Origin of the sequence: Ensifer sp. Root954, assembly GCF_001429005.1 — a bacterium.
In the GTDB taxonomy this organism is placed as follows: domain Bacteria; phylum Pseudomonadota; class Alphaproteobacteria; order Rhizobiales; family Rhizobiaceae; genus Ensifer; species Ensifer adhaerens.
In genome coordinates this window covers 31,883-57,984 of the sequence record NZ_LMJM01000022.1, presented here as the reverse complement: position 1 = coordinate 57,984, position 26,102 = coordinate 31,883, and the positions used below count along the sequence as shown (strand labels likewise).

The 26,102-nt window shown below is 63.9% G+C and carries 19 protein-coding genes; 11 read left to right on the top strand and 8 right to left on the bottom strand.

Annotated features, from left to right (window positions below):
• Positions 1-86 precede the first annotated feature (86 nt).
• From ASE71_RS12365 to ASE71_RS12340, 6 genes are all read left to right on the top strand, one after another.
• A complete protein-coding gene (locus ASE71_RS12365; RefSeq protein WP_060521536.1) occupies positions 87-1,640 on the top strand; it encodes a sugar ABC transporter ATP-binding protein in 1,554 nt (517 codons plus the stop codon).
• A gap of 39 nt (positions 1,641-1,679) precedes the next feature.
• Entirely contained in the window at positions 1,680-2,657 is a 978-nt protein-coding gene (locus tag ASE71_RS12360) for an ABC transporter permease (protein WP_034801644.1), read from the top strand.
• A gap of 26 nt (positions 2,658-2,683) precedes the next feature.
• Entirely contained in the window at positions 2,684-3,706 is a 1,023-nt protein-coding gene (locus ASE71_RS12355; RefSeq protein ID WP_060521537.1) for a zinc-binding alcohol dehydrogenase family protein, read from the top strand.
• A 333-nt stretch (positions 3,707-4,039) separates the two neighbouring features.
• Positions 4,040-5,314 (top strand): polyhydroxyalkanoate depolymerase, encoded by a 1,275-nt coding sequence (gene phaZ / locus ASE71_RS12350; RefSeq protein WP_060521538.1) that lies wholly within the window; start codon positions 4,040-4,042, stop codon positions 5,312-5,314.
• A 146-nt stretch (positions 5,315-5,460) separates the two neighbouring features.
• The gene (locus ASE71_RS12345; RefSeq protein ID WP_034801651.1) at positions 5,461-5,880 is read left to right on the top strand and encodes a DUF2852 domain-containing protein; all 420 of its coding nucleotides are present in this window, start codon (positions 5,461-5,463) and stop codon (positions 5,878-5,880) included.
• A 109-nt stretch (positions 5,881-5,989) separates the two neighbouring features.
• The gene (locus tag ASE71_RS12340) at positions 5,990-6,742 is read left to right on the top strand and encodes a M48 family metallopeptidase (RefSeq protein WP_034801660.1); all 753 of its coding nucleotides are present in this window, start codon (positions 5,990-5,992) and stop codon (positions 6,740-6,742) included.
• A 25-nt stretch (positions 6,743-6,767) separates the two neighbouring features.
• Here ASE71_RS12340 and ASE71_RS12335 read toward each other — a convergent pair whose 3' ends face one another.
• Entirely contained in the window at positions 6,768-6,962 is a 195-nt protein-coding gene (locus ASE71_RS12335; protein WP_034801662.1) for a YqaE/Pmp3 family membrane protein, read from the bottom strand.
• A gap of 156 nt (positions 6,963-7,118) precedes the next feature.
• Between ASE71_RS12335 and ASE71_RS12330 the strand changes: the two genes are divergently transcribed.
• The 5 genes from ASE71_RS12330 to ASE71_RS12310 all read left to right on the top strand — a co-directional run bounded on the left by ASE71_RS12330 (position 7,119) and on the right by ASE71_RS12310 (position 12,323).
• Positions 7,119-7,793 carry a phosphoribosylanthranilate isomerase gene (locus ASE71_RS12330; RefSeq protein ID WP_034801664.1) on the top strand — a complete coding sequence of 225 codons (675 nt, stop codon included), beginning with the start codon at positions 7,119-7,121 and terminating at the stop codon, positions 7,791-7,793.
• Positions 7,790-9,010, top strand: a complete 1,221-nt coding sequence (gene trpB, locus ASE71_RS12325; RefSeq protein WP_034801666.1) for a tryptophan synthase subunit beta — start codon at positions 7,790-7,792, stop codon at positions 9,008-9,010. The genes ASE71_RS12330 and trpB overlap by 4 nt, the downstream gene beginning before the upstream one ends.
• Positions 9,011-9,014: 4 nt before the next feature.
• Positions 9,015-9,854 (top strand): tryptophan synthase subunit alpha, encoded by an 840-nt coding sequence (gene trpA / locus ASE71_RS12320; protein ID WP_034801668.1) that lies wholly within the window; start codon positions 9,015-9,017, stop codon positions 9,852-9,854.
• Between the two features lie 50 nt (positions 9,855-9,904).
• On the top strand, positions 9,905-10,819 hold the full coding sequence (gene accD, locus ASE71_RS12315) for an acetyl-CoA carboxylase, carboxyltransferase subunit beta (RefSeq protein ID WP_034801670.1): 915 nt from the start codon (positions 9,905-9,907) through the stop codon (positions 10,817-10,819).
• Between the two features lie 160 nt (positions 10,820-10,979).
• Positions 10,980-12,323 (top strand): bifunctional folylpolyglutamate synthase/dihydrofolate synthase, encoded by a 1,344-nt coding sequence (locus ASE71_RS12310; RefSeq protein ID WP_060521539.1) that lies wholly within the window; start codon positions 10,980-10,982, stop codon positions 12,321-12,323.
• Positions 12,324-12,416: 93 nt separating this feature from the next.
• On the opposite strand, the gene trxA is transcribed toward ASE71_RS12310, so the two are convergent.
• The 7 genes from trxA to ahcY all read right to left on the bottom strand — a co-directional run bounded on the left by trxA (position 12,417) and on the right by ahcY (position 26,008).
• The gene (gene trxA, locus ASE71_RS12305; protein ID WP_034801674.1) at positions 12,417-12,740 is read right to left on the bottom strand and encodes a thioredoxin; all 324 of its coding nucleotides are present in this window, start codon (positions 12,738-12,740) and stop codon (positions 12,417-12,419) included.
• A gap of 86 nt (positions 12,741-12,826) precedes the next feature.
• The gene (addA, locus tag ASE71_RS12300) at positions 12,827-16,393 is read right to left on the bottom strand and encodes a double-strand break repair helicase AddA (protein ID WP_060521588.1); all 3,567 of its coding nucleotides are present in this window, start codon (positions 16,391-16,393) and stop codon (positions 12,827-12,829) included.
• On the bottom strand, positions 16,383-19,565 hold the full coding sequence (gene addB / locus ASE71_RS12295) for a double-strand break repair protein AddB (RefSeq protein WP_244496951.1): 3,183 nt from the start codon (positions 19,563-19,565) through the stop codon (positions 16,383-16,385). The genes addA and addB overlap by 11 nt, the downstream gene beginning before the upstream one ends.
• Positions 19,566-19,567: 2 nt before the next feature.
• Positions 19,568-20,299, bottom strand: a complete 732-nt coding sequence (locus ASE71_RS12290; RefSeq protein WP_060521541.1) for a nucleotidyltransferase family protein — start codon at positions 20,297-20,299, stop codon at positions 19,568-19,570.
• 10 nt (positions 20,300-20,309) lie between these two features.
• Positions 20,310-21,821, bottom strand: a complete 1,512-nt coding sequence (gene tsaE / locus ASE71_RS12285; protein ID WP_082566537.1) for a tRNA (adenosine(37)-N6)-threonylcarbamoyltransferase complex ATPase subunit type 1 TsaE — start codon at positions 21,819-21,821, stop codon at positions 20,310-20,312.
• Positions 21,821-24,301, bottom strand: coding sequence for a PAS domain-containing sensor histidine kinase (locus ASE71_RS12280; RefSeq protein ID WP_060521543.1), 2,481 nt, complete (start codon positions 24,299-24,301; stop codon positions 21,821-21,823). The genes tsaE and ASE71_RS12280 overlap by 1 nt, the downstream gene beginning before the upstream one ends.
• A 306-nt stretch (positions 24,302-24,607) precedes the next feature.
• Positions 24,608-26,008, bottom strand: coding sequence for an adenosylhomocysteinase (gene ahcY, locus ASE71_RS12275; RefSeq protein WP_034801698.1), 1,401 nt, complete (start codon positions 26,006-26,008; stop codon positions 24,608-24,610).
• Positions 26,009-26,102: the final 94 nt, after the last annotated feature.

Genomic DNA, 26,102 nt, shown 5'->3' with positions numbered 1-26,102 from the left:
GCGGCGGGCGTTGAGCCTGCCGCGCCCGCTTGCGGCCGGAACGAGGACCGGCCGCAAGCGATCTCTGCGATGGGAGGAATGCGCAGATGACCGATTTGCAAGAGGCACGCGACGGGAGGACCGAAGGACTGCACGTGGCGACACGCCATCCGGTTCCGAAAGGCGAGCCTATCCTGGAGCTGCGCGCCCTGCAGAAGAAGTATGGTGCCGTCGAAGCCTTGAAGCCGGCGTCGCTGACCTTTCTTTCCGGTGAAGTTCACGCGATCGTCGGTGAGAACGGGGCCGGCAAGTCGACGCTGATCAAGCTTCTGACCGGCGTCATCAAGCGCACAGCCGGTGAAATCTTCTGGTGCGGAAAACCCGTTCAGCTTGGCACGCCGCAGGAGGCTATTGAGCGCGGTATCAATGCCGTGCACCAGGAGGTCGTACTTTGCGCGCACCTGTCGGTCGCGGCCAATATGTTTCTCGGCGACGAGATCAATCGCAAGGGGCTGATGCGCAAGCGCGCCATGACCGATGCGGCACAAAGCGTGCTGGATGATCTCGGCTTTAACCTGCCGGCCGGTGCCGTGCTTGGTAGCCTGACGATCGGCCAGCAGCAGCTTGTCGCCACGGCACGCGCGGCCATGCGCGGCACGCAGTTTCTGATCTTCGATGAGCCGACCGCCTATCTCACCCGCCAGGAATCGGCACAGCTCTTCCGGCTGATCCGAAGGCTGCAGGCCGAAGGCGTGACGATCGTCTATATCAGCCATCGCATGGAGGAAGTGTTCGAGCTTGCCGACCGTGTCTCGGTGCTGCGTGACGGCACCCATGTCGGCACCCGCAAGATCGGCGAGACCGATGAGGCGGAACTGATCGCGCTGATGATCAACCGCACGATCGAGCAGATCTATCACAAGGAGCATTTTCCGCCCGGCGAGATGATCGTCGAGACGCGCAACTTGAGCGGCCCCGGCTTTCAGGATGTGTCGCTGACCGTGCGCGCCGGCGAGATCGTCGGCCTCTATGGGCTGATCGGCGCGGGACGCAGCGAGTTCGCGCTCGGCCTTTATGGCCGCCATCGTCCGACCGCCGGTGAGGTCTATTGGCAGGGCCGCAAGGTTGAGATCGCCAGCGAGCGTAAGGCCATGGACCTCGGCATTGCGCTTGCGCCGGAAAGCCGGCGCGACCAGGGCCTCTGCCTCAACCTGCCGATCGGCCTCAACATCAATCTGCCGGTTTTCAACCGGCTGACACGCGGTCTGACGATCAATGGCCAGCAGGAACGGGAAAACGCCGACCGCCAGATTCGCGACCTGAAGATCAAGACGCCGTCACGCCGGGTGCTGGCCTCCGCCATGTCCGGCGGCAACCAGCAGAAGATCGTCATCGGCAAGTGGCTGAGCCACGGCGCCAAGCTTTTCATCTTCGACGAGCCGACGGTCGGCGTCGATGTCGGAACCAAGGCGGAAATCTATCGGCTGTTCGCGCGGCTTCTGGAGAACGGGGCGGGCATCATCCTGATCTCGTCCTATCTGCCCGAGGTCTACGAACTGGCGGACCGGCTGCACGTGTTCCGGCGCGGGCGGCTGGTCGCCAGCCACGACTATCGCGCCGCGAGCCATGAGGAAGTGCTGACGCAGGCAATTGGCGTTTGAACCGATAAAAACAAACTTGAGGATGCAGGGAGGAAGACGATGAGTGCGGAAACGGTGGAGAGCGGCGCCAGCGCGGCACCACGCAAGGGCGTGAGCATTCTGTTCGGCCTTACCCTCCTGGGGTTGCTTCTGTTCCTCTGGCTGCTGTTGGGCTTCGCGACCAACAGTTTCTGGACGCCCAACAACATCAGCAACCTGCTGCGCCAGGGGGCGATGACGGCGATCCTTGCGGTTGGCCAGACCTTCGTTATCATCACCGCCGGCATCGACCTTTCGGTCGGTGCCGTGGTCGGCTTCACCAGCGTTATCGTCGCCTGGCTGCTGGCCGCCGGCGTGCCGCTCTGGATCGCCATCATCCTCACGCTCGCCTTCGGTGTGCTGATCGGCGCGTTCCACGCCTTCGGCATCGTGCGCATGGGCCTGCCGCCCTTCATCATCACGCTGGCGACCCTGACCTCGCTCCGCGGTATCGGCCTCTTGATCACCAATGGCTCGACCATTTCGATCACGAATGAGGCCTTCACCAATTTTTCGCGGGCGGATTTCCTGGGCGTTCCCAGCCTGTTCTGGATGGTGATCGTGGTGGCGATCCCGGCCTATGTCTTCCTGCATTTGAGCCGTTTCGGCCGCTATCTCTTCGCCGTCGGCTCCAACAGTGAGGCCGCCCGTCTCTCCGGCGTCAACGTCCACCGCACGATCTATCTCGCCTACATCCTGTCGTCGACCTGCGCCGCCTTCGTTGGCCTGCTGCTTGCCTCGCGCATCGGCATCGGCAACGCCACCCAGGCCGAGGGTTGGGAACTGCAGGCGATCGCCTCGTCGGTCATCGGCGGCACCAGCCTCTTTGGGGCCGTCGGCTCGGTGCACGGGCCGCTGCTCGGCGCCTTTATCCTCGCAACGATCAACAACGGCGCCAACCTGTTGAACGTCAACTCGTTCTGGCAGCGCATCATCACCGGCGCGCTGATCATCGTCATCGTCTATTTCGACCAATTGCGTCGCCGCAGCGCCCGCTAGGCGCCGCCGTACTCGAGAGAATTGCCATGAAAGCCGTGCTCTGCCCACAACCCGGTCGGCTGGAGGTCGTCGATCGCACGCCAATCGAAACCGTGCCGGACGGTTGGGTCCGCCTTGCCGTCAGCCATGTCGGCATCTGCGGCACGGACTACCATATCTTCGCCGGCAAACATCCGTTCCTCGAATATCCGCGGGTCATGGGCCACGAGATCTCGGCGACGGTGATTTCTGGCGGGCGAGGGACGACGATAGCGCCCGGCACGCCGGTCGTGGTCAACCCCTATCTCTCCTGTGGCGCTTGTATTGCCTGCCGAAAGGGCAAACCGAACTGCTGCACGGCCATCAAGGTTCTCGGCGTCCATACCGACGGTGCGTTCTGCGAGGAGATCGTCGTGCCGGAGGGTAATCTTTATCCGGCGGAGGGTCTGTCGCCGGAGGCGGCCGCCACCGTTGAGTTCCTGGCGATCGGTGCCCATGCGGTCCGCCGGGCATCGACGGATGCCGGGTCACGGGCGCTGGTTATCGGTGCCGGGCCAATCGGACTTGGCACGGCGATCTTCTCTCGCATCGCCGGCCATGACGTGGTGCTCGCCGACACCAGTACCGAGCGGCTGGACTTTGCCGCTCGCAAGCTCGGCTTTGCCAAGGGCATCGTCGTGGATGTTGATGCGGCGGCGCGCATTGCCGCTGCGACGGATGGCGACGGTTTCGATGTCGTCTTCGACGCCACCGGGCACGGTGGTTCGATGCAGGCGGCCTTCGCCCACGTCGCCCATGGCGGTACCCTGGTCTTCGTCAGTGTCGTCAAGGACGAGATCCGCTTCTCCGATCCGGAGTTCCACAAGCGCGAGATGACCTTGATCGGCAGCCGCAACGCGACCCGGCAGGATTTCGACCACGTCGTCGCGTCGATCGCGTCCGGCCTTGTGCCTATCGACGCGCTGATCACCCACCGCACCACGCTCGATGGCGCGGTTGCCGATCTGCCGCGATGGGCGGAGGAAAAGACGGGTCTGGTGAAGGCAGTCATCCAAGTGGCGGCCACCTGAGTGATGGCGGCTTTGCTGCATCGCCACAGGGGAGCGTATCCATATTTTGCTGCGGCGAGGCGCCAGATTTTCCTGAAAACGTCAGGCAGCGTGCCTCAATGCACGAAAACAGCGGAAAACGGCCAGTTTCGAGCAAGCTCGTTTGCAAATCGTCAGGAATCCAGATTCATTCTGGCTTCAGGCCTTGTATCGAGGCGAGACGGGTATATTTGTTGCACTGCACAAGAAAAATGGTAGTCTGGCAGCGATTGCGGACACCAAGACAAACAATCGCAAGCTTGCGTCCGACCGGGAGCGGCGTTGTCGTTGATTGAACCAAGGGGTACGCTTCCCATGTTCTACCAGCTCTATGAACTGAACCACGCAATGATGGCGCCGTGGCGCACGGCAGCCGACGCCATGCGTCTCGCGTTCAGCAATCCGATGAACCCCGTCTCGCACACTTATTTCGGTCGCGCCGCCGCCGCCGGTCTCGAAGTGTTCGAGCGCTCCACCCGCCGTTATGGCAAGCCGGAGTTCGGTCTTCCCGAGACTGTGGTCGATGGTCAATCGGTTTCGATCTACGAACGCATCGTCTGGCGGGCGCCATTCTGCAACCTCATTCATTTCGAGCGTGCGCTTCCCAAGGGCCGCGCACCCGATCCGAAGGTGCTCATCGTCGCGCCGATGTCCGGCCACTATGCGACGCTGTTGCGCGGCACGGTGGAAGCCCTGCTTCCGCATTCCGAGATCTACATCACCGACTGGATCGATGCCCGCATGGTGCCGCTCAGCGAAGGCACCTTCGATCTGGATGACTACATCGACTACGTCATCCAGATGCTGCATTTCCTCGGGCCCGACACGCATGTGATCGGCGTTTGTCAGCCCGCGGTGCCGGTGCTTGCCGCCGTCGCGCTGATGGAAGCTGCCGACGATCCGCTGTCGCCGGCGACGATGACGCTTATGGGCGGTCCGATCGACACCCGCATCAACCCGACCGGCGTCAACCAGCTGGCGGAAGAACGTTCGATCGAATGGTTCCGTGACAATGTCATCATGCCGGTGCCGTGGCCGCAGCCAGGCTTCATGCGCATGGTCTATCCGGGCTTCCTGCAGCTTTCCGGCTTCATGTCGATGAATCTCGACCGGCACCTGATCGCCCACAAGGAGTTCTTCGCCCATCTGGTGAAAAACGACGGCGATGCCGCCGAGAAGCACCGTGACTTCTATGATGAATATCTCGCGGTCATGGACCTGACGGCCGAATTCTACCTGCAGACCGTGCAGGTGGTGTTCATGCAGCACGCGCTGCCGAAGGGCGAGATGATGCATCGCGGCAAGCGCGTCGACACGACCGCGATCAAGAAGGTCGCGCTCTTGACGGTCGAAGGCGAGAACGACGATATCTCGGGCGTTGGCCAGACGAAGGCGGCGCAGACCATCTGCACCAACATCCCGGATCATATGCGTATGCACTACATGCAGCCGGATGTCGGTCACTACGGCGTCTTCAACGGCTCTCGCTTCCGCCGCGAAATCGCGCCGCGCATCGTCGCGTTCCACCGCGAGCATGCGCGCCACGCAAAACCGGTAAAGCAGCTGATCAAGGGCGGAAAGTCGGCCTGATCCCGGCTCTTGGGTCGTTTTGACCGCGTAGAGTCAAGGGTTTGTCGGATTCCGGAGGGAGGCGTCTTGCAGAGCCAAGGGCGCCTTCCCACATCGTTTTCATCGGGTCGCATGGGCGGCCCGGATGATTGCGAGGAATCCTGAAGATGAACCAATCTGCAATGATCCGTCCGGATTGGACGCCCGCGACCATCGCCCTGATGGTGCTTGGCTTTGTGGTCTTCTGGCCGCTCGGCCTGGCCATGCTCGCGTACATTCTCTTTGGCGAAAAGCTCAAGACGTTCAAGAAAGACGCAAACGATACGGTGGATGGCATGTGCTCGGCTTTCAAGCGCGGCGGCCGCCGTTCCAACTGGACGCATCGTACCGGCAACGTCGCTTTCGACGACTGGCGCGAAGCTGAACTGGCTCGCCTCGAAGAGGAGCGCCGCAAGCTCGACGAGATGCGCGAAGAATTCGACACCTATGTGCGCGAGCTTCGCCGCGCCAAGGACCAGGAAGAGTTCGACCGGTTCATGCGCGATCGCAAGAATGGTGGCTCGGGTCCGATTGTCGAAGCCCATTAACCTGACGAAACCGCTTCCGGCGTTTCACATGAAACGCCGGATCACTCTCGGCACGCATCCAACCAGCGAACAGTAGGCGAAAGCCCCGCGAATCGGTTAGAAAGCCTGCATGTTCCCTTCCTTCAAGCGGCGCATTCAACCTGCACCACCCGCAACAACGCGACAGATCGAGGTCGCCGGCAAGTCCCTGCCGCTGACGATCAAGCAAAACGCGCGCGCGACGCGCATGACGCTGCGCATCGAGCCAGGCGGGCGAGCCCTGAAGATGACGGTGCCGCAGGGCCTCCCCGAGCGCGAGGTGAATGCCTTCCTGACACGACACCAGGGCTGGCTGATGACCAAGCTCGCCCGCTTCTCCGGCGAAAGCCAGATCGAGGAGGGCGGTTCCATCCTCATCCGCGGCGTTGCCCACCGCATCGAGCGCACCGGCAAGATCCGTGGGCTCACGGAAGCGATCGTGATCGATGACGAACCGGTGCTGCGCGTCAGCGGTGGCGAGGAACATCTCACCCGGCGCATCGTCGATTTCCTGAAGAAGGAAGCGCGCCAGGATCTCGACCGGTTGGTGGCGATCTATACCGGCCGTATCGGCCGGAGGGCAAAGTCGCTTTCGCTCAAGGACACGCGCAGCCGCTGGGGATCATGCTCAGCCGACGGGGCGCTGAGTTTTTCCTGGCGCATCGTCATGGCGCCGCCAAAGGTCATCGCCTATCTCGCTGCGCATGAAGTGGCACATCTGCAGGAAATGAACCACGGGCCCGACTTCTGGGCGCTGTGTGGGAGGCTGTGTCCGGATACGGACGATGCCAAGCGATGGCTCCGCCGCAACGGCACGATGCTTCACGCGATCGACTTCGATTGAATCTTGGATGGCGATGAGCGGCGCGTTATGCGCGATGGCGCAGCGCTTCACGGATCTTCTCGTCGGTCTTGTATTGGCTGAGCGCATAGACCGACCAGATCGCCGCCGGAACCCAGCCGATCAGGGTCAACTGCAGGATCAGGCAAATGAGGCCAGCAAAGGGGCGGCCGATGGTAAAAAACTGTAGCCAAGGCAGGATAAGCGCGAGCAACAGGCGCATCAGTCTCTCCGTTGTGGTAAAATGCATATGGTGAAAGCGCGCCTGCCGCGCAAGGGGCGCGCACCCGCCAAAGGACGGGTGCAGGGGCGCTGAGTGACCGCTTTTGCGTCGGTTTTTGGCTCGACTCGCGCGGCATTTCATGCAAGGTCGCTTCTCATGAAAACCCAAGTGAAGATATGCGGGCTGAAGACCGCGGAAGCGGCCGAGCGTGCTGTCGCGCTCGGCGCATCCCATGTCGGCTTCATCTTTTTCCCGAAGAGCCCCAGGAACATCGAGCCCGACGATGCCGGTCGCATCGCCGACAGGATTCGCGGCCAGGCGAAGATCGTCGCCGTCACGGTGAATGCCGACAATGACGAGCTTGACGAGATCGTCTCGGCCCTCAATCCGGATATCCTGCAGCTTCACGGCAGCGAGGACGCGGAGCGACTGCTGACGGTCAAGGCGATGTATGGCCTTCCTGTCATGAAGGCCCTTTCGGTGCGCGAAGCATCTGACCTTGAAAAGATCGATGCCTATATCGGCATTGCCGATCGCTTCCTCTTCGATGCCAAGCCGCCAAAAGGGTCCGATTTGCCCGGTGGCAACGGCGTTTCCTTTGACTGGAAGCTGCTCGATGCGCTTGACGGAAGCGTCGATTACATGCTTTCCGGTGGTCTTAACGCCGACAACATTGGCGAGGCCATGGCGCAGACCAGCGCGCGTGCCATCGATATCTCCTCCGGCGTCGAGAGCGCGCCGGGCGTCAAGGATCTGAAGCTCATGGAATCGTTTTTCAATGCCGTTCGCCAGGCGGAGGCGGGCATGCCACGGTCAGGGAGCAGGACGTGAACCAGGCGCCAAAGTTGAATTCCTTCCGGGGTGGCCCGGACGAGGACGGCCGTTTCGGTATCTTCGGTGGCCGCTTCGTGGCCGAAACCCTCATGCCGCTGATCCTCGATCTCCAGAACGAGTGGGACAACGCGAAGAACGATCCGGCCTTCAAGGCGGAGCTGGAGCATCTCGGCGCGCATTATATCGGCCGCCCGAGCCCGCTCTATTTTGCTGAACGGCTGACGGCGGAGCTTGGCGGCGCCAAGATCTACTTCAAGCGCGAAGAGCTGAACCACACCGGCTCGCACAAGATCAACAACTGCATTGGCCAGATCCTGCTTGCCAAGCGCATGGGCAAGACGCGCATCATCGCTGAGACCGGTGCCGGCCAGCATGGCGTGGCTTCGGCAACCGTCGCTGCCCGCTTCGGCCTGCCCTGCGTCGTCTACATGGGCGCGACCGACGTCGAGCGCCAGGCGCCGAACGTCTTCCGCATGAAGCTCTTGGGTGCCGAGGTAAAGCCGGTGACGGCCGGCAGCGGCACGCTCAAGGACGCCATGAACGAGGCGCTGCGTGACTGGGTCACCAATGTCGACAACACCTACTACCTGATCGGCACGGCTGCCGGCCCGCATCCCTATCCGGAGATGGTCCGCGATTTCCAAGCGGTGATCGGCCAGGAAGCCAAGGAGCAGATGCTCGCCGCCGAAGGCCGGCTGCCGGATCTCGTGATTGCCGCCGTTGGCGGTGGCTCCAACGCAATCGGCATCTTCCATCCGTTCCTCGATGACGAGAGCGTCAAGATCGTCGGCGTTGAAGCTGGCGGTAAGGGCATCGAAGGCGACGAGCATTGCGCCTCGATCACAGCCGGTTCGCCCGGCGTGCTGCATGGCAACCGCACCTATCTGCTGCAGGATGGCGACGGCCAGATCAAGGAAGGCCATTCGATTTCGGCCGGTCTCGACTATCCCGGCATCGGCCCGGAGCACGCCTGGCTGAACGATGTCGGCCGCGTCGAATACGTGCCGATCATGGACCACGAAGCGCTTGAGGCGTTCCAGACGTTGACCCGTCTCGAAGGCATCATTCCGGCGCTCGAGCCGTCGCATGCGCTTGCCGAAGTCATCAAGCGCGCGCCAAAAATGGGCAAGGACGAGATCATCCTGATGAACCTCTCCGGCCGCGGCGACAAGGACATCTTCACCGTCGGCAAGTTACTGGGAATGGGGCAGTAAGATCATGACCGCACGCATGGACAAGCGATTTGCCGATGTCGCGGCCGAAGGACGTCCGGTCCTCGTCACCTATTTCATGGGCGGCGATCCGGATTTCGAGACGTCGGTCTCGATCATGAAGGCGCTGCCGAAGGCCGGCGCCGACGTCATCGAACTCGGCATGCCTTTCTCGGACCCGATGGCCGATGGCCCGGCGATCCAGCTGGCCGGTCAACGCTCGCTGAAAAGCGGACAGACGCTCGCAAAGACGCTTGAGATCGCCCGCCGTTTCCGTGAGGACGACCAGCGCACGCCGATCGTGCTGATGGGCTATTACAACCCGATCTATATCTACGGCGTCGACCGCTTCCTGACGGATGCGCTGGCCGCCGGCATTGACGGCCTGATCGTCGTCGACCTGCCGCCGGAGATGGACGACGAACTCTGCATCCCGGCGCTGGAGAAGGGCATCAACTTCATTCGCCTGGCGACGCCGACCACGGACGACCGTCGCCTGCCGAAGGTCCTCGAAAACACCTCCGGTTTCGTCTATTACGTGTCGATGAACGGCATCACCGGTTCGGCTCTGCCCGATCCGTCGTTGATCGCCGGCGCCGTCGGGCGTATCAAGGCACACACCAATCTGCCCGTTTGCGTCGGTTTCGGCGTCAAGACGGCGGAACATGCAAGGGCCATCGGAGCATCTGCCGATGGCGTGGTCGTCGGTACGGCGATCGTCAACCAGATCGCGTCGAGCCTGACCGAAGAGGGCAAGGCGACCGATGCGACGGTTCCGGGTGTCGAAGCGCTGGTGAGAGGGCTCTCGGCAGGCGTGCGGTCCGCACGTCTCGCAGCAGCCGAATAATTGCCTATATTAGCGCGCACAACCCGAAGGAAATCTTCAGGAGTTACTAAGTGAACTGGATCACAAACTACGTTCGGCCGAAGATCAACTCGATGCTGGGCCGCCGGGAAGTTCCGGAAAATCTCTGGATCAAGTGCCCGGAAACCGGCGAGATGGTGTTCCACCGCGATCTCGAGGAGAACAAGTGGGTCATCCCGCAATCCGGCTTCCACATGAAGATGCCGGCCAAGGCGCGGTTGAAGGACCTGTTCGACGGCGGCATCTTTGAAGCGTTTCCGCAGCCGAAGGTCGCTCAGGACCCGCTGAAGTTCCGCGATTCCAAGAAATACGTCGATCGTCTGCGCGACAGCCGCGCCAAGACTGAACTCGAAGACACGATCGTCGCCGGTCTCGGCCGCGTCCAGGGCGTCAAGCTCGTCGCCGTCGTGCACGAGTTCAACTTCATTGGCGGCTCGCTCGGCATGGCTGCCGGCGAGGCGATCATCAAGGCCTTCGAACGGGCGATCGCCGAGAAGTGCCCGCTGGTCATCTTCCCGGCTTCAGGTGGCGCACGCATGCAGGAAGGCATCCTGTCGCTGATGCAGCTGCCGCGCACCACGGTTGCCGTCAACATGCTGAAGGAAGCCGGCCTCCCCTATATCGTCGTACTCACCAACCCGACCACCGGTGGCGTCACCGCATCCTACGCGATGCTCGGCGACATTCACATGGCCGAGCCCGGCGCGGAAATCGGCTTTGCCGGGAAGCGCGTGATCGAGCAGACGCTGCGCGAGAAACTGCCGGAAGGTTTCCAGACGTCGGAATACCTGCTGGAACACGGCATGGTCGACATGGTCGTCAAGCGCCATGATCTGCCGTCGACGCTCGCTCGGGTCCTGAAAATCCTGATGAAGAAGCCGGCGGAAGCCTCGAAGCTCAACGGCGGCACGCAGCCGGCCGCCTTGCCGGTCGCTGCCAGCGCTTGAATAAGCGCTGGGCTGGTCGAACTGCGTAGAACAAAATAATGCATCTCCGCGATTTCTTGTGTGTGGGGATGCTGCAACTCAAGGCGCGTTACAGCGATCGGCAGACGGCCTATAAGGCGCGCGCTGTAGCAGCCGAGCGTGTCGGGGCGGGGGTTAAGAGATGGCAGCGGTGGAAGCCAGCGAAGCGGGCTACGAGATCGAAAAACTTCTCGCCCTTCACCCCAAGGGCTTCGACCTGTCGCTGGACAGGATCACCCGGCTTCTCGCCGCTCTCGGCAATCCCCAGGATCGTCTTCCGCCGGTGATCCATGTCGCCGGTACCAACGGCAAGGGCTCGGCGACCGCGTTTTCGCGGGCGATCCTCGAAGCAGCCGGCCTCAGCGTTCACGTCCACACGTCGCCGCATCTCGTCAACTGGCACGAGCGCTATCGCCTGGGCGTCAAGGGTGGCAAGGGCAGGCTCGTCAGCGATCCCGTTCTCGCCGATGCCATGCGCCGCGTCGCCGAAGCCAATGGCGGCGAGAAGATCACCGTCTTCGAGATCCTGACCGCCGTCACCTTCCTGCTCTTTGCCGAGCACCCGGCCGACGTGGCGATCATCGAGGTTGGTCTCGGCGGCCGCTTCGACGCGACCAACGTTATTGCGCGGCCGGCCGTCTCGGTTGTCATGCCGATCTCGCTCGACCATCAGGCCTATCTCGGTGATCGGGTGGAGCTGATAGCCGCCGAAAAGGCCGGCATCATGAAGCGTGGCTGCCCCGTGGTAATCGGCCAGCAGGAGGAAGAGGCCGCCCGTGACGTGCTCGTCTCGACGGCGGAACGCCTCGGTTGCCCGATGTTTGTCTATGGCCAGGATTTCATGGCGCATGAGGAGTTCGGTCGCCTCGTCTATCAGGACGAAGGCGGGCTCGCCGATCTGCCGCTGCCGAAGCTGCCGGGGCGCCACCAGTATGCCAATGCCGCAGCCGCCATCCGCGCGGTGCGGGCCGCCGGTTTCGATGTTTCCGAAGCGGCGATCGAGAGGGGCCTCGCGGGCGTCGAATGGCCCGGACGCCTGCAGCGCCTGACCAGCGGTAAGCTCACGCATTACGGGCCCAATGGCGCGGAGATCTGGGTCGACGGCGGCCACAATCCCGGCGCCGGTCAGGTCATCGCCGAGGCAATGGCGACCTTCGAGGAGCGCGAATCGCGCCCCCTGTTCCTGATCATCGGCATGATCAACACGAAGGAGCCGATCGGCTACTTCCGCGCCTTCCTCGATCTCGCCGAGCAGGTCTTCACCGTTCCGATCCGCGGTTCCGATGCTGGGCTTGATCCTGTGGCGCTGGCCAGTGATGCCGCATCGGTCGGCTTCGAGGCTTCGGCGGTCTCGTCCGTTGCCGAGGCGCTGACGGTCATCGCCAATCTGGTCGACGAAGATCCGGCGCCGCCGCGCATCCTGATCGGTGGCTCGCTCTATCTGGTGGGCGATGTGCTTGCCGACAACGGCACGCCGCCGAAGTGATCGGCAGCTGGGACCGTCATCCCGCTTCCAGATTTAAGACAAGAAAAAAGCCCGGCATGCCGGGCTTTCAACGTTTTCAGCAGTGAACTTGCTTTAAGCGACCGCCGTGGAGATCCACGAGGACAGGGCCGTCTTCGGGGCGGCGCCAACCTTGATGTCAGCCACTTCGCCGGCCTTGAACATGGCGAGCGTCGGGATCGAGCGAACGCCGTACTGGGCGGCCAGTTCCGGGTTTTCGTCGATGTTGAGCTTGGCAACCTTGACCTTGCCGGCCAGTTCGTTCGAGATTTCCTCGAGGCTCGGGGCGATCATCTTGCACGGGCCGCACCATTCAGCCCAGAAATCGACAACCACCGGCTCGGCGGAGTTCAGCACTTCCTGCTGAAAATTGGACGTATCGACCTTTACAGTAGCCATAGGCTGCTCCTTGCGTTCGGAATGGCAGTATCCAGATGTTGTGTCTCATGTGAGAAGGCACCGCTGGATTTTCAATATCGGGTATCTCACTTTGTCGCGAGGTCTTCAAGGCTCCTGTCGAGCGCTTGATCGGGAACGACGTGGATTGCCGGCCCCTCGGTGAAGATCAGTACACATCGAAACGCATGTGCCGGATAAAGCGGCTGCAGGAGCGCGCGGTAGATGGCAAGCTGCGCCGTGTAGGCGAAGGGAATGTCGTTAGGCGATGCCGGCACCTGCCTGTTGGTCTTGAAGTCCGCAATCGTCACGACGCCATCGCGGACGGCCAGCCGGTCGATCCGGCCTGAAACCGCGTGCTCGCGCTTGCCGAGCGTCAGCGTACCCATGACCGAAACCTCGGCCCGGCTGCTCACCGAGAAAACTGCGCCGAGGTCCGGATGGTCGAGCACGGTTTCGATGCTGGCGATCAGTGCAGCGCGTTGTTCTGAAGGCCAACTGGGAACGGATCGCTCGAGATAGCGTTCGGCCGCGGCCCGGCGATCGTCTCCCGCCATTGAGGGGAGAACCTGCAGCAGGCGGTGCAAGATGGCGCCGCGCAGCATCGAGAGGTTTGCCGGGGCCCTTTCCGAGAAAAGAGCCGAGCCGACGAGCGCATCGCCATCGTCCTCGTCAACCGCGATGCCGACGCCGGAAGGACTGAGCGGCCGCGGCAGCCGCTTTTGCGGCGGCAGCGGCGTCGAAAGCGCCTTTGGCAGGGCGGTGGCGGGACGGCCCGAATCGGCCGAGCGCGCGTCGCCGGAGGGCAGATCGCGTTCGAGCTGCTTCTCGCGCCAGGCATGGCCGGACCATTCCTCGCCGCCGGCGTGAAAACTGGTCGGGTGGCCGCGGCCGCTCTCGTCTCCGGCAAGGCTCGCCTGAACCATAGCGTGCCATGTATCGGCCGCGGCCCGCTGGCCGCGATAACCGCAGACGATCAGGCGGTCGGCGGCGCGGGTCATGCCGACATAGAGCAGGCGACGATATTCTTCCTCAGCCAGCGTCTTCAGCCTCTCGCCGTCGGCGGTGATGAGCGAGTTCGATTCCGCGCCCGGCGCGCGCCACACCGGAAGCGGCAGGACGGTGCCGTCTCTCTGGGCAAGCTCCAGGAAGCGAAGAGAGGGCACATGCTGGTTGCTGAACGCCGCCCCGCCGCCATCGGCGAGGAAGACGACTGGCGCTTCCAGGCCCTTGGCCGCGTGCACGGTCATGATCCGAACTTCATCGCGTTCCTTGTCCTGCTCGCGCTTGACCGTCGGCGCTTCCATTTCCAGCGTCGAGACGAAGGCCTGCAGGCCGGGCAGGCCGCTTCTTTCCTGGTCGAGCGCGAAGGTCAGGAACTCGTCGAGTATGTCGCTGACCTCGGTGCCGAGGCGCGCGAGAAAGGCGGCGCGGCCGCCATGCACGCCGAGGACGCGGGCATAGAAGTCATGCGGAGCCAGCTGGCTTGCGAGCGCCATGTAGGATTTCAGCGTTCGCGCCGTCTGGTGAAACAGGATGCCGTCATCGGCTTCATGCTGCAGCCTCTCCCAGAGGCTTTCGCCTTCGCCGCGCCGCGCCGCGAGTTCGAACAGCGCGTCCTCGCCGAGGTTGAACAGCGGGCTTTTCATCAGCGCGGCCAGCGACAGGTCGTCCTGCGGCAACAGCACGAACCGCCCGAGGGCGAGCAGGTCCTGGACGGCAATATGCTTGGTGAGCACCAACCGGTCGGCGCCGGCGACCGGAATGTTGTTGCGGCGCTTGAGTGCTCTCGTCAGAGCATTGACGAAGGCGTCGCGTTTGCGGACCAGTACGATCACGTCGCCCGGGCGCATCGGCCGGCGAACGCCCTTCTCGACGATCGTCTCCTTGCCGATCCAGCTTTCCAGCGTGGCTGCGATCCGGCGGGCGAGGATATTGACCGGCGCACTCTCCGGCGTTGCGTCGAAGGCGGCAGTCCATTCCTCGTCTGTATCCACCGGTTCGGCGGCAATCACGTCCCAGATGTCGACGGCGCCGGGATGGCCGATGCGGTTCGAAGCATGCACCACGGGCTCGTTGCGGGCGCTGAGGCCTCGCGCATGCGCCGGATTGGCAAAGACGGCGTCAACGGCCGAAAGCACGTCGACGGTCGAGCGGAAGGAGAGCTGCAGGCGGATGGGCTCGAAAGCCTTGCCGCCGTCGCGCACCCGCCGTTCGGTCTCCTGGCTCTCGCGCGAAAACCGCTCCGGACGGGCGCCCTGGAAGGAGTAGATCGACTGTTTCTCGTCACCGACGGCAAACATCGTGCGGGCAGTACCGCGTGCGCTCTCGCCCGAGAAGAAGTCGGAAGCGAGCGCCTGGATGATCGTCCATTGGGCCGGGCTGGTGTCCTGCGCCTCGTCGACGAGGATATGATCGATGCCCTGGTCGAGCTTGTAGTGTACCCAGGCGCTGACGTCGCCGCGGGCAAAGAGCGCCGCCGTGCGGTTGATCAGATCCTCGAAATCGAGCTGGCTGCGGCGTCGCTTCAGTTCCTCGTAGTCGGCATTCAGCCGCTCGGCGAGCGTCAGCGCCGCCAGCGTCGCCTCGAACATCCTGAGGATGCTGATGTGATCGATGCAGGCGACGACATGGCGATAGGCCTCGTCCACGAGGTCAATGAGATCGGGGGCAGCCTGCTGCATCGCCTTGTTGAGGAAGGCGGATTGCGCCCGCGGCTTGCCCGTGCCGGTGAAGAACAGATGCCTGAGCCCGTCATAGCGCGCGCTGAGATCCGTCATCTTCGAAACGGTCCTCAGCCCCTCCGCAAAGTCGAGCACCTTCGTGCCGCCAACGCTGGTGGCGAGCGAGAAGTACCGTTCGAGCGCCGCGCCGTTCAAGCCCGCCAAGGGCCAGATCGTCGCCATGGCGCCGTCGACGCTTTCCTCCGGCGAAAGCTTCAGCGCCCGGCGCAGCTCGGCCTCGGTGCCGCCGAGCCCGTCGGCATGTTCGAGGAAGACCTGGATCGCGGTTCGGTTTTCGACGATTGCGGCCAGCAGCTTTTCCAGGCCGGTATCGTCGGCGATGTCGAGCACGGTGGCAAAGGCGTGGGCAAGAGCCGGATCGTCCTTGGCCGCGGTCGCGGTCAGCAGCAGTCGGCGCGCATCGGCAAGCAGAACCGCAGCCGCGCGATCATCGAGAACCGAGAAATGGCCGGCGACATTGGCCTCCAGCGGAAACTGGTGCAGCAGCGCCTCGCAAAAGGCATGGATCGTCTGGATCTTCAGGCCGCCCGGGGTCTCCAGCGCGCGGGCGAACAGGCGCCGCGCTTCCTGCAGCTTCAAGCGCCCGGGCCGCTCGCCCTCAATCGCCTCGATCCGCTTTTCGAGCGTCGCGTCGTCGAGCGTTACCCATTCGGCCAGCCGTTCGAAGACGCGATTCGACATTTCGGAGGCCGCCGCCTTGGTATAGGTTAGGCAGAGGATCGCCGAGGGGCGGCAGCCGGCAAGCAGCAGCCGGATCACCCGCTGGGTCAGCACGTGGGTCTTGCCGGAGCCGGCATTGGCCGACACCCAGGCGGAGCGGTCCGGGTCCGAAGCCAGCGACTGCCGGCGCGAGGTCCAGTCGAGCCAGCTTTGAGGCGTCGCCTGTTCGGGGCCGAGGTCGTCATCCCTCATCGCCATCCTCCTCTTCGCTGTCGGCCGTCGACCATTCGGCTACGCGTGCCAGATGGTCGTATTCGCCGCCATAATCGCGCTCTTTCTGAACAATCACGCGCGAGGCAAAGCCATGCTTGCCCGAGAGAAGCGCGCTTAGCAGCTTCCTGAGTTCGGCGAGCGACTCGTCCGCAAGCTGATCGGCCGACTTCGTCTCCTTCGACTTGCTGCCTTCGTTGTTGACCGCTTCCGGTTTGAAGCGCGCGCCCGGTTTGAGCCGGACATAGAGCAGCGACTGTGGGTGGCTGGGCGGCACGTCCTTAAAGGCGCCGGCCTTGAGGGCCGCGGCTTCCAGCGCGAGCTGCGGGTCGAGCAGGACGCGCGCTTCCTTGGTCGATGGGCTGGAGCCGGTCTTGTAGTCGACGATCTCGACGCTGCCGTCGGTCAGCGTATCGAGCCGGTCGGCAATGCCGGTCAGCCGCATGTCGGCGACGCCGAGCTCCATCGATGCCGCCACTTCGGTGCGCGACCGGCGGATGAAGCGGGCGCGGTCCCGTTCCCATTTGATGAAGGCCAAGCCGACGGCGGCAAAGCGCGGCCGCCAGATCGTGTCGATATGGGTGGGCAGTCGCGCCTCGTCGAAAGCCTCGTTCAGCAGCCGGTGCATGACCTCTTCCGCCGCAGGCAACATCAGATCGACGCCGGCGCGTACGAAACGCTCGACGATCTGGTGGTAGAGCGTGCCGCGCTCGGCCGGGCCGGGGTCGCTGTTGAACGGCAGCAGCGGATCCAGCCGAAGGATGCGTCGCGCATAGATCGCGTAGGGGTCGCGCCGTAGCCGCGACACTTCGCTGAAAGAGTACTTGCGCGGCTGCAGGTCCGCCGGTGGCTTGGGGGCGGGGCGCTCGGCCAGCGGCTGGCGGCCGCCGTCGTCAAGCATGCGGGCCCAGGCGAGATAGTCGGCGCCATTGGCGTGCAGCGCTCGCGTCAGCCGTTCGCCGCCGAGCGCCAGCAGCCGCTGCAGCCAGCGCGAGGCGACGGTGGGTGCTGCGCCCTGGCGCATCGAGCGGGTGAAGATCAGCCGCCTTGTGCCGCAGGCCATCTGGAAGTCGTGCGCAAGCTGGCCGATGCGTCGTTCAGGCGGCTCAAGACCGATCCCCGTCTTCATGGTGCGCGACAGGAACGGATCGTTGGCCGTCTGGCCCGGCCAATTGCCTTCGTTCAGGCCGCCGAGAATCACCAGGTCCATGCTCTGCAGGCGCGATTCCAGCGCGCCGAAGATGAACACCCGCGGATGGCGCATGGAGCGAGGCTTGACCGCGGCGCTGGCCGACAGGGCTTCGACGACATCGCACCATTGCGGCCCGTCCGCGGTCATCTGGCCGTCGGTTTCGATGATGCCGCGAAGGAGAGTTGCGAGCGTATCGGCGGCCTCTCCGGACCAAAGCCCACCGAGGTCGCCACGCTCGTCGGCTGAGGCTGCTTCCAGGGCCTCGCCGGTGCGCATCGCCCAGTCGGCAAAGGTAAATTCGTCCGAGAACACGCGGCTGCCGTCCCGGCTGCGCGTCAGCGCGGAGGCGAGCGGCGCCACCGCGAGACCGATCTTCGCCGCCACGTCGCGGGCCGCCTCAAGCGCGTCATCCCCGATGCCGATGCGCCATTCCGGTGGATGGCGATCGGTCTTGTGCCGGACGATCGCCGCGTCGAGCACGGATCCGAGGGCCAGCAGATCGACCGTCGCGGTGCTGCCACGCAGTGCCATGCGTTCCAGCGCGTCGGCCCCTTCGCGCATCCTGTCGCGGGAAAGCCCGAAGCGCGCCAGCGGATGCTTGAGCAGCGCGACGAACGGCACGGGATCGCCGGGGCGCAGACATGCTTCTAGCAGCAGCCGCAGCAGGCTGCCCTGCGGCGTCGCGATGAGAGGCGTACCGGCGGAATCGTCGGCCTCGATGCCGAAGCGGGCAAGCTCGGCGCCGACCCGCCGTGCGAGATTGCGGTCCGGCGTGATCAGCGCTGCCTGGCTCTCGTCGCTGCCTTCGAGCGCGAGCCGCAAGGCGACCGCGATCGCGGCCGCTTCCTCGCGTTCGTTGGCGGTTTCGATGAGGGCTGCATCCTGGAAGGCTTGCTGCAGCAACGCCGGATCCAGCTCGCTGCGCATCGCGGTCCATGCATTGGTCGCCTTGGCCGGCAGAAGAGCGTGCGACAGGATCTCGGCACGGACGTCGAGGTCGACCTCGGCGACAGCCAGGGCGGTCACGTCGGGCCGCAGTACGCCCATGCGTTTCAGCAGCCTGTAAAAGCCGTATTGCGGGTGGCTGCGGCTTGCCGGGTCCGGCCTGCCGTCAAGGGCGGCGTCGGCGACGATCATGTCCCATTCGGCCTCGCTCATCGTCTGGTCGAGGCCAGGCAGCACGATCGTACCGTTGGGCAGCTTCTGCACGGCGGCAATCAGCGTGGCCGTTGCGGGAATGGAGCCGGTCGAACCGGCAATGATGATCGGGCCCTCGATCTTGCCGGCGGCGATGCGCTGCGTCTCGGCCTGCAGGATCGCGTTGCGGTGGCGCGCGGGCGAGGATTGTTTCAGTTCCTCCAGCCGTTCCGGCCAGTAGCTGCGGGCAATCTTCAGGAATTCGAGCGTCAGCTGCCACCAGAGGGCGTGCTCGCCGGCATCGAGCTTGTCGAGCTTGTCCCAGTCGAGCTCTTCCGTCTCCATCGCGTCGATGAGGTCGGCAAGATTGCGCGCGAGCCAGATCGCATCGGCAGGGCTTGCCGGCGCAATCAGCGGGCTCTCCGCATGGATGTCGAGCACCACCTTCGGCAGCCGGTTGCGCCAGGCGAGGATAAGCCGGCCAAGCTCGATCAGGCGTGCGGTCCCGGGCAGGGGCGGGGCGAGATCGAGGATCGCCGGCACCCCGGCATCGAAGAAGCCGCTGTCGTCATCGGTCTCGCCGAGCGCCTTGATCGTGGGCAGGATGGTGGAGCGGCCGCCGAGCAGGTCGACGAACTCGGACCGGAGCACACGGGCCGAGCGCCGCGTCGGCAGGAAGATCGTCACGCCGGCAAGCGGCAGGGGATCGGCCGGGTCGTAGCGGAAGTCCGGCGTCAGGCTACCGTCGCAAAGCTTTTCGGCGAGCGTCTTCAGGAAGGGGAGGCCGGGCGGGATCGTGAAGACGTTGGACCGGCGGCCACGCACGCTCATCCCTCCGGCTGGTGGCGGCGGATCGCCGCCTCCGCTTCGCCGATCGCCTCGGGCGTTCCGACCGTCATCCAGTGACCGTCGAGCAGCAGGCCGTAAAGACGGCCTTCTTCGGCGGCGCGATCGAAGTAGATGTTGAGATTGAAGGCGTCGTCGGGCGCGTCGGCAAAAAGCCGGGAGTGAAGCGCGATCGCGCCGGCATAGACCACCGGGTTCGGCAGGCCTTCGGCGTAGCGCGTGAGCTTGCCGTCGTCACCCAGCGAGAAATCCCGCTTGCCGTTGTGGCCGGTCGTATCCTCGTCGCGCACGCAAAGGAGCAGCATGTCCATGCGCTCCGCGTCGAAGGCGGCGGCCAGGCGCGTCAGGTTGCTGGGCTTGCCCTTGGGCTCGCCGACCCAGAAGAGATCGGCATTCATCACCAGAACCGGCCCCTCCGGCAGCAGTTTCAGCCCCTTGGCGAGACCGCCGCCGGAATTCATCAGCGCCTCGCGCTCGTCCGAAATCACGATCTCCGGGGCGCTGCGTTGGCTGAGATGGCCTTCCATCAGGTCGGCGAAATGATGCACGTTGACCGCGGCCGTGCTGACGCCGGCCTCCACCAGGAGGTCCAGCACGTAGTCGATCATCGGCTTGCCGGCGATCTCGACGAGCGGCTTTGGCATGGTGTTGGTGATCGGACGAAGACGGGTGCCGAGGCCCGCGGCGAGCACCATCGCATTGCTGATCGACATTGATTCTCTGTCAGTTCGCTGATTCGGAAACGAGGATTCCGGTCTTCATACACCAGTCGTGCAAGGGTTTCAGCGATTCATGTGAAAGCGCCGCCTGAAGATAGGCGAAAGTGCGCGGCATGTGCTTCATGTAGCCGGGCTTGCCGTCGCGCTGCATCAGTCGCACCCAGATGCCGACGAGCTTGCAGTTGCGCTGCGCCGACATCAGGTGCCAGTCGCGAAGGAACATTGCCTCGTCGAAGCTACCACCCCCGCGCCGTTCGGCGAAATAAGCGTCCATCATCCGGCTTGCGAGCGAAGGCGGGATGGTGACGCGGGCATCCTGAACCAAGGACGCGACGTCATAGGCAGTCGGACCGATCATTGCGTCCTGGAAATCGATGAGGCCGATCCGGTTCAGACCTTCGCGTTCCCCGCGCCAGATGATGTTCGGCGAGTGAAAATCGCGCAGCAGCAGGTTCGTTTCGGATGTCTGCAGGAGGTCGATCAGGCCGTCCCAGATCTCTCCATATTCGCGCTTCTCGTCGTCGCTTGCCGGCGCGCCGCGTTTCCAGGGCAGATACCAGTCGGTCAAAAGCCGCGTCTCGATCTTCATCGCCGTCCGGTCGAAATCCGGAATGCGGTGTATCACAGTCGGCTCGACCTTGATCTCGGCCTCGGCCGGTTCCGCGTGCAGGCGGGCAAGCAGCCGCGCGCTCTCGATGTAGCGTTCGTCGATCGGCTGTCCGTCCGCATCGAGAACGCCGTCCGAGCCCAGATCTTCGATCAAGAGGATGCCCTGGTCGATGTCGCGGGCGTAGATTTCGGGCGCGGCGAAGCCGCGGGCAATGAGCATCTGGTCGACGGCGACGAAGGGAACGACATCTTCGGCGATATGCGCCAGCTGCTGATAGTACTTTCCGTCCTGAAGGATCGGGCCCGGCTTGTGCCGCGGCGAATCCATCAGAATCCGGCTAACGGAGCCGTCCGCCGGGTAAATGCGCTCATAGGCCCGGATCGAGGCGTCGCCGCTCAGGTGCCGGCGCCGCGCCTTGGAATGCCCGTTCGTATCGAGAAACTCGCGGATCGAAAGCGTTCGGGCGATGCGCTGCAGCGTGTCATCAGGCGCCGAAATTTCGACGCGTCGCCCGTCCTTCTCGTGGGTGATCGCAAGCGTGATGCGACGTGAGGGGAGGGCGTCGTCCGCCCGTTCCGGCCATTCGACCAGGCAGATGCCCTGCGACAGGGCTTCATCGAAGCCCAGTTCGTCAAGCTCGCTGGAATCGGCCAGCCGGTAAAGGTCGAAATGCGCGACGGGTATGCGCAAGTCGTAGCTCTGGACCAGCGTGAAGGTCGGGCTCGGCACTTCCAGGCCGTCGTCATCGGCGACTGCTCTCAGAAAGGCGCGCGCCAGTGTGGATTTGCCGGCGCCGAGATCGCCCGAAAGAGCGACGCAGTCGCCAGGCTTCAGGGCGAGCGCCAGGTCCTCACCAAGCTCGATCGTTGCCGCCTCGTTTGCAAGATGGCGCTCGATCGCCGGCATCATTCGGCCGCGACGGTGGCCGGCACGTCGGCCGAAGGGATGCGGCAGGTCACTTCCGTGCCTTCGCCTTCCTTGCTGCGGATCGAGACCGTGCCGTGATGCAGGCTGACGAAGCTCTCGACGATCGAAAGCCCGAGGCCGGCGCCGCCGCGCTGACCGTGGCTTTCAAAGCGGTTGAAGACCGTGTCGAGCACGTCCTGCGGAATGCCGGGGCCGCTGTCGGAGACCGAGAAGATGAAGTCGCTGCCCTCGCGGCGGCACGCCAGTTCGATGACGCTGCCATCGGGGGCGAAGTTCGCGGCATTGGTGAGCAGCTTGACGAAGATCTGCTTCAGGCGCTGCTGATCGGCGACCATCCGGCCGAGATTATCAGGTGCGGCGATCCGGAGCGTCACGCCGCTTTCGGTCAGACGGTCGGCCATCTGATACGCGATGTCGTCGAGGAAATCGGTGAGGCTGATGTCGGCAAGGTCGAGCTGGACGATGCCGGCGTCGACGGTCGCAAGATCGAGGATGTCGTTGACGATCGTCAGAAGCAGCGACGACGACGTGGCGATATGGTCGACATACTCTGCCTGGCGCTCGTTGAGGTCGCCGAACGCAGGCGTCTTCAAGAGATCGGCGAAACCGATGATGTTGGTGAGCGGCGAGCGCAGCTCATAGGAGACGTGGTGGACGAAGTCGTTCTTCAACGCATCGGCCTTGCGCAGCGCCTCATTCTTTTCGGTGAGCGCGCGCTCGACCCGGACGCTGTCGGTAATGTTGACGAAGGTCAGCATCGTCTGGGCGTTCGGCAGCGGGATGACCGCGTAGTCGAGAATCAGCCCGGTCCTGAGTTCGAGAATGCCGCGGCTGGAGGGCCGCTCGTCGTCGAAGCTGGTGATGATGTGGGTGAAACGCTTCCAGCCGTCGGGCTGGTCGTAGGAGATCAGGCAGGCCTGCTCGATCGCCTTGATATGCGTACCGGGTTTGGCTTCAGCCTCGCTGATGCCCCAGATCGCGCGAAACGCCGGGTTCGACAGGCGGATGCGGCCGTCCGGGCCGAACACCGCTACACCTTCGGCCAGGTGATCGATGGTTTCGCCCTGGACCTGGACGAGGGTGTTATAGCGCGTTTCGAGGTCGACCTTCTCGGTCAGGTTCTCGAACACCCAGGTAACGCCGCCCTGCGGGCGGGCGGTGGCAAAGACGCGCAATGTCTGTCCGTTCGGCAGGTGCCAAAGGTCGCTCTGCGTATCGAGCGCCTGGTAGACCGATAGTGCGTTCGCCTTCCACTGTTTCCAGTTGAGCTGTTCCGGCAGCTGGCCGCCGGCGCGCAGCCGATCGAGCACTTCGCCATTGTCCGGCTTGCGCTCCAGGAAGCCGATATCGAGGTTCCACAGGCGCTGGAAGGCCTGGTTGTAGAACTGCAGACGCTGGTTGCCGTCGAAGATCGCGACGGGCGTCGCCAGATGGTCGAGCGTTTCCGCATGGCTCTTGAGCGTGCGGTTGAGCTCTTCGCGCACGGCCTCGATCCCCGAAATATCGACTGCGATACCGGCCGAACCGGCGGCGCTGCGGGCGTCGACGACGTCGAAGAAGGTGCGGTTGCCGCGCACGACGGTCGAGACCTTGTCGTGGAAAGGCGTATCGAACGTCGAGACCGACCGGATCTTTTCACGCGCAACGGTCGCAAGCAACTCGCGCTTTTCCGCGACGGCGGTGGCGACATCGGGTGCCTCGACGGCGTCGGCATAGGCTTCGTTGACCCAGACGAGCGCGCCGTCGGTGCCGCGCTGCCAGACGGGCAGGTCGATTGCGTCGAGGAGCGTATGGAAGGAGCGAAGCGCGATATTGAGCCGGTCGTGTTCGAGCTTCAGTTCGGCGAGCTCCGCCCGCATGTTGTTGAGCGCGATGAAGCGCACAAAGGCGCGGCCGCCGGAAACGCGTCCCTGGGCTTCCAGCACTTCGTTGCGCTGCGTTTCGATGACGAGATCGAAGCTGCGGGCCTGGGTGCGAAGCGCCTCGATCGATTTTTCGAGCTCGCCTGCAGACTGCGCCTTGACCCAGCGGCCGAAGGCCAGGAAGTCGCGGTCGTCGGAAGGCGCGCCGGTTTCCGCCGGCAGCTGGCCGAGCAGTTCGGCGCGTTCGAGAAGCCCGTCCCAGATGACGATCCGGCGGTTCTTGTCGGCGACCAGCGCCTGGTAGCGCGAGAGGCGCTGGTTGGCGTCGGAAAGGTCGGACCTAAGCTCGCGGTTTTCAGCCTCGATGTTGCCGCGCTGGCGGATCAGCCAGATCGCCGAGATCATCGCAGCGGAAATGACGCCGATCAGCACGGAAAAGGTGACGACCTCCGACGAGCCGAAGATGCCGGCCTTTTGCGGGACAACCTGGGCGAGAGCGTCCGTGGCGGTGAAAAGGGCGGTGCCGGCCAAAAGGCGGCGCAGGAATTTCGGACCCTTGCGGCGGATGGCCGGAAAATCTGTCTGGTCTTTGTTCATGGCGCTGCCATCCCCGTCTGTCCGAAGGGTGCTGCCGGCCTTGCTGCGCCTTGCACAGTTCCACCGGGGCCCTGTTCAAGGGTCCGCGTCAGTTCCGATTGCATCCCCGGTCTGTCTCCGTCTGTTTGCCGCTAATTCGACAAGACATCCCATCCGCGATGCCCAAGGTCCGCACCGGCATCACGAATCAATGGGTTAGAGCATACTTCCTAGTCGAATCGTCGGGAAGGGAGAGGCCCAAAAAAGCGGCCGCGCTCTCTTGTCAAGAACGCGGCCACAAGATGTTGTGGATTGCCCGGGTAAGGATTAGTACCGGTAGTGCTCAGCCTTGAACGGACCCTGCGTCTTCACGCCGATGTAGTCGGCCTGCTCTTCGGAAAGTTCCGAAAGCTTGGCGCCGAGCTTCTTGAGGTGCAGGCGAGCGACCTTCTCGTCGAGCGCCTTGGGCAGGACGTAGACTTCGTTCTTGTACTTCTCACCCTTGGTGAAGAGCTCGATCTGGGCCAGGACCTGGTTGGAGAACGAGGCCGACATCACGAAGGACGGGTGACCGGTGGCGTTGCCGAGGTTGAGCAGGCGGCCTTCCGAAAGCAGGATCATGCGGTTGCCCTTCGGGAACTCGATCATGTCGACCTGCGGCTTGATGTTCGTCCACTTCAGGTTACGCAGAGCCGAGACCTGGATCTCGTTGTCGAAGTGGCCGATGTTGCCGACGATCGCCATGTCCTTCATCTCGCGCATGTGGTCCATGCGGATGACGTCCTTGTTGCCGGTCGTCGTGATGAAGATGTCGGCCGAGGAGACGACGTCTTCGAGCTGGACGACTTCGAAGCCGTCCATGGCGGCCTGGAGCGCGCAGATCGGGTCGATTTCAGTGACCTTGACGCGGGCGCCGGCGCCGGAAAGCGAGGCGGCCGAACCCTTGCCGACGTCGCCGTAACCGCAGACGACGGCGACCTTGCCGGCCATCATCACGTCGGTGCCGCGGCGGATGCCGTCGACCAGCGATTCCTTGCAGCCGTACTTGTTGTCGAACTTCGACTTGGTGACGCTGTCGTTGACGTTGATCGCCGGGAAGGGCAGCAGGCCCTTGGCCTGGAGCTGGTAGAGGCGGTTGACGCCGGTGGTGGTTTCCTCGGTCACGCCCTTGATCGCGTCGCGCTGCTTGGTGAACCAGCCCGGCGAAGCGGCAAGGCGCTTCTTGATCTGCGCGACGAGGATTTCTTCTTCCTCGGAGCCCGGGTTGGAGAGCACGTCCTCGCCGGCTTCGGCGCGGGCGCCGAGCAGGATGTACATGGTGGCGTCGCCACCATCGTCGAGGATCATGTTCGAGACGCCACCGTCGGCCCACTGGAAGATCTTGTCCGTGTAGGTCCAGTATTCTTCGAGCGTCTCACCCTTGACGGCGAAGACCGGAACGCCGCTGGCGGCGATCGCGGCTGCGGCGTGGTCCTGGGTCGAGAAGATGTTGCACGAAGCCCAGCGTACGTCGGCGCCGAGCGCGACCAGCGTCTCGATGAGGACGGCGGTCTGGATGGTCATGTGCAGCGAGCCGGTGATGCGCGCGCCCTTCAGCGGCTTCGAAGCGCCGAACTCTTCGCGGCAGGCCATCAGGCCCGGCATTTCCGTTTCGGCGATCGCAATTTCCTTGCGCCCGAAATCGGCAAGTCCGATGTCGGCGACGATGTAGTCCTGAGTGGTGGTCATGGAGTTCTCCGGGCTGATCTCTTCAAGCCGCGCGGCCTTGGCCATCTCCGCGGCGCGATTATGCCTCCCACGCCTATACGACGCGGTGAGAGTG